Here is a 5,258-nt window from a genome sequence, read left to right as displayed (position 1 = left end):
AGCGTGGCGGCGACCCAGGCGGTGCAGGCGGTGGATACCGCCAACCCGACGGTGTCGATCGCCGACGACCAGCCCGGCACGGCCAGCGACAGCGACCCGGTGGTCAGCTACACCGTGACCTTCAGCGAAGCGGTGACCGGCTTTGCCCAGACCGACCTGGTGGTGGCGGGCGGCACGGTATCGAACTTCTCCGGCAGCGGCACGACCTACACCTTCGATGTGACGGCGACGGACGGCTCCACCGCCGACATCACGGTCGACATCGCGGCCGGCGCGGCAAATGACGCCGTGGGCAACCTCAGCGTGGCGGCGACCCAGGCGGTGCAGGCGGTGGATACCGCCAACCCGACGGTGTCGATCGGCACCAACGACAGCGCCCTGAAGATCGGCGATGTCGCGCACCTGACCTTCACCTTGAGCGAGGCGTCGACCAACTTTGGCAGCGGCGATGTCACCGTCGCCGGTGGCACGCTGAGCAATTTTGGCGGCAGCGGCACCAGCTACACCGCCGACTTCACGCCCACCCCCGGCAGCACCACCACCGCCACCATCAACGTGGCCGGCAGCACCTTCACCGATGCGGCGGGCAACAACAACACCGCCGCCACGCAGCTGAACATGACGGTCGACACCGTCGCGCCGACGGTCTCCATTGGGATCAATGACACCGCGCTCACGGCCGGCGATGTCGCGACGGTGACCTTTACCTTCAGTGAGGTACCGTCGAACTTCTCCGCGGCAGACGTTACCTATGACCCCACCAGCGCAACCTTGGGCACGATTACAGCTACGGCCGATTCGAAAGTTTTCACCGCCACTTTGACGCCGCTGGCCTCGATCACCGACACTACAAACGTCATTACGGTGGGTACGGCATGGCAGGACCCGGCTGGCAACGCCCCGACTGCTTCAAGCAACTCTGTCAATTATACCGTCAACACCGCTGACTCGACACCGCCGACTGTAACAATAACCAGTACGCCACTTGGCAATACGGTTGGTTCTACTTCAACAGTAACGTTCCAATTTAGTGAAACAGTGACTGGTTTCGACCCCAGCAGTGCGACCGATGTTACATTGACACGCAGCACGCTGAGTAACATTATTCACGTAGACGGTGATACCTGGACAGCGACCTTAACTAGAACCGCTAACGGCTCTGTCAAGGTTGAGGTGATAGCAGGTAGCTATACGGACTCTGCGCTTAACCCGGGCGCTGCAGGGAGTCTAGGACCCCTCAGCCCCGCCGGCGTTGCCGGAGAGCCGATCAATCTCGCCCTCATCGATCCATCGCATGAGGGCGCGCTCATCACCGTCACGGTGAAGGACGTGCCTTCCGGCTGGACCATCGACGGCGCGATCCATAACGCCGACGGAAGCTGGACGACACAGACCAACGACCTGCACGGGCTGACCGTCACCACGCCAGCTGAATTCACTGGCGCAGCCGTGCTCGACGTCCAGATGAGTTGGATTAACGCGGACGGCACGACTGGAAGCATGTCGGTTGCCGACAATGTCGAGGCCTATGCGCCTGGCTCGCCGATCTTCGCCTGGTCGGGCGACGACGTGCTGACCGGGTCCAGCGGCAACGACCTGTTCGTCTTCTCACAGCCGATCGGCAACGACACGGTGCACAGCTTCGACGCGGCCGCTGACCAGATCGACCTGATCGGTTATTCCGGCTTCCAGAGCTTCGCCGACGTCCAGGCGCATCTGGCCGACGACGCCAACGGCAATGCGGTGATAGCGCTCGGCGACGGGCAGTCGATCACGCTTGACGGCGTGCACTCGAGGGCGCTTGCGGACAGTAATTTCACCTTCGACCAGACGCCGGTGGTCAACAATGCCGGCACCATGACGATCGGCGACGGCGCTCTGCTGCCGCTGAGCGGCATTATCAACAACAGCGGCCTCATCACGCTCGACTCGACGGGCGGCGATACGCTGCTGCAGGTCATCCAGCATGGCGTGGCTCTGCAGGGTGGCGGGCAGATCCTGCTATCCGACAGCGCCGCCAACATCATCTCCGGCACGGGGCCGGACGTCACTCTGGTCAATGCCGACAACACGATCGAGGGCGCTGGCCAATTGGGCGGCGGAATGCTTAGCCTCGACAACCGGGGCACCATCATCGCCACCGGCTCGAACGCGCTGGTCGTCGATACCGGCGGCAGCGTCGTCACCAACTCCGGAACGCTTGAGGCGACAGGTTCGGGCGGCTTGACGGTCACCGGCGACCTGGCGAATTCAGGCTTGCTGTGGGCCAATGGCGGCAACATTACCATCAACGGCCAGGTCACCGGCGACGGCGATGCCACCATCGGCGACCTGTCGAAGCTGGAATTCGGTGGCGCCTCGTCCACCGACGTCACCTTCGCGCATGATGCGGCCGGCACGCTGGAGCTCGACGATTCCTTCGATTACAGCGGGCGGATCGGCGGCATCACCAATGACGACAGGCTGGACCTCAATGATATCTTGTTCGGCGCGGGGACGGCGGCCGTCTATCAGGCAAACCAGGATGGCAGCGGCGGCACGCTGACTGTCTCGGATGGCGCGCACAATGCCACGCTGCATCTGCTCGGCTCCTACGATGCCAACAGCTTCAAACTCGCCGATGACGGCCAGGGCCACACCGTCGTTTCGTACAATCCGGCGGAATTCACGCTGACAGGCATCGGCAATGGGGCGATTTCAAGCGACGTCGTGGTGTGAACCAAAAGAGCCGCCCTCAGCGCGGCTCATCTGGCCTGACGAGTATCGAGTGGGGTTCTGAAATTGGACAGCAAGTCTCGAATTGTGAAGGATGCGCTTCGGGCATGCCGCCGCTATTTCCTGGTTGCGGCGGCATTCAGCCTGGCGATCAATCTGCTCTATCTCGCTTCTCCCCTCTACATGCTGCAGATCTACGACCGGGTCGTCACCAGCGGCAGCGAAACCACGCTAGTAATGCTGACTCTGGTGTTGCTGGCGGCGTTCCTTTCGCTGGCCGGCCTCGACCTGGTACGCGCCTGGATCCTGACGCGTGCCAGCGCGCGGCTCGACCGGCTGCTTTCCGCAAGGATCCTCGCCGCGTCGGTCGAATCCCCATCGCCCGGCTCCTCGCCGAGCCAACCTATCCGCGACTTCGACACGTTCAGGCAGGTCATTACCGGCAGCGGCATCCACGCCCTGTTCGACCTGCCATGGTCACCCATCTACATTGGCATCATCTTCTTGCTGCATCCGTGGCTCGGCTTCTTCGCACTGGGCTGCTCATTGCTCCTGGTCGCCATGGCCGTGCTCAACGAGTATCTCGTGCGCTCGCCGCTAAAGCAGGCCAACGACCTGGCGACGACCAACTATAACTTTACCGAGATGAGCCTCAGAAACTCGGAAGTCGTTCGCGCCATGGGGATGATCGACGGTCTCATCCGCCGCTGGGGGCGCGACCGCAACCTGGCGCTGCGGCGCCAAGGGGAAGCAAGCGACCGAGCCGCATTGATGTCGGGCCTTATCCGGTTCCTGCGGCTAACCATGCAATCGTTGATCCTCGGTCTCGGCGCGTATCTGGTCATCGAACGGCAGATTACTGGCGGCACCATGTTTGCGGCGAGTCTCCTGCTGGGCAGGGGGTTGCAGCCTGTCGAGCAGATCGTCGGCCTATGGCGCAGCCTCATCCTGGCTCGGGCGGCATTGGCAAGGGTCGAGAAGCTGGTTGACGGGGGAGCGCAGAACGAAAGATCATTCAACTTGCCGAAGCCCACCGGCAAGATTTCGGTCGAGCAGGTCAGCTTTGCAATTGCCAGCCAACAGAAAGTGCTTCTCCGGGACGTATCGTTCCGGCTGGACGCAGGCGAGGCGCTGGGAATCGTCGGCCCTTCCGGCGCCGGCAAGTCGACGCTGGCGCGTCATCTCGCGGGCGTCGTGCAACCCAGCCGCGGCACCGTCAGGCTGGACGGGGCCGACCTGTCGCAATGGGGTCACGACGCGCTCGGCGACTACATCGGCTACCTGCCGCAGGATATCGAACTCTTCTCCGATACGGTCGCCGCCAACATTGGCCGCTTCAAGACCAATGTCGACCAGGAGGTGATAGCCGCCGCGCGGCTCGCCGGCGTTCACGAGATGATCATTCGCCTGCCGCAGGGCTACGAGACCCAGATAGGCGAAGGCGGCGCAGTGCTGTCAGGAGGATATCGGCAGCGGATTGCCCTTGCCCGTGCGGTATTCGGAACGCCGAACCTGATCATTCTCGACGAGCCGAGCTCCAATCTCGACGCCGATGGCGACCGCGCGCTGAGCGAGTGCGCGATCGAACTCAAGCGCCGCGGCAGCACGGTGATCATCGTCTCGCACCGTCCCTCGACCCTAGCGAACGTCGACAAGATCCTTCTGTTGCGCGATGGCGCCGTCGAAGCCTTCGGCATGAGAAACGAGATCGTGGCGCTGCTCAACCAGCGCGCGGCTCCAATGGCGGTGGCAACCCAATGAGCTGTGGCCGGAGAGATCGATGAGCGACGGCGCCCTCACCTACCGGAGCCTGCCCGGCGAGGTCGGCATCATGGCCCCGGATTCGATCCGGGTGCCGGCCTGTGTCGGTGTGCTGATTATAGTCGCCTTTTTCGGCATTTTCGGCGGCTGGGCAGCCTTTGCCCCGCTGAACGGCGCCGTGCTCGCCGACGCCATCGTCAAGGTGGAAGGCAATCGCAAGAGCTTACAGCACTTTGACGGCGGTACGGTGAAGGAGATCCGCGTCAAGGATGGCGACGTCGTCAGGAAGGGCGACATAATGCTGAAGCTGGACGACACCAGGATTCGGTCCGAGTTCAATCTCTATGCCCAGCAATATGCGCTGTTGCGCGCTACCGATGCCAGGATCCGGGCCGAACTGGACGGCAGCGTGGCCGTTGCCTTTCCCAAGGACATTCTCAAAGAGCACGAGGACTACCTCAGGGATGCGATGACAAACCAGATCGCCGATCTGGAAAGCCAGCGTGCCTCGATGGCCGGCGCCAAACAAATCCTCGAGCGGCGCATTGCCGAACTCGAGGAGCAGATCCAGGGCAAGCAGTCTCGGGTCGAATCCTACCAGGCCCAGCTGCAATCGACGATCGACGAGAAGGCCAGCCTGTCGAAGCTGCTCAAGGCCGGATTGACGACCCGCCCGCGCATTCTGGAGCTGGAAAGATCCGCCTCGGATCTGCAGGGTCTAATCGACGAGAACCTCGGCGCAATTGGCGGCAGCCAACAGAGCAAAGCCGAACTCGAGAGCC

General features: G+C 62.8%; 2 protein-coding genes and 1 pseudogene. All 3 read left to right on the top strand.

The features are described from left to right. The coding region (locus tag ACWGTO_RS32595) for an Ig-like domain-containing protein (RefSeq protein ID WP_454578820.1) at window positions 1–2,718 on the top strand (2,718 nt) is incomplete at its 5' end. Window positions 2,719–2,781: 63 nt separating this feature from the next. Then, window positions 2,782–4,476 (top strand): type I secretion system permease/ATPase, encoded by a 1,695-nt coding sequence (locus ACWGTO_RS32590; protein ID WP_454578819.1) that lies wholly within the window; start codon window positions 2,782–2,784, stop codon window positions 4,474–4,476. Between the two features lie 19 nt (window positions 4,477–4,495). Beyond that, window positions 4,496–5,258 (top strand): annotated as a pseudogene (locus ACWGTO_RS32585) (HlyD family type I secretion periplasmic adaptor subunit); the annotation flags it as partial.

The sequence above is a fragment of the Mesorhizobium sp. PL10 genome, from assembly GCF_053714315.1.
This window is presented reverse-complemented; position numbering and strand designations above follow the sequence as displayed.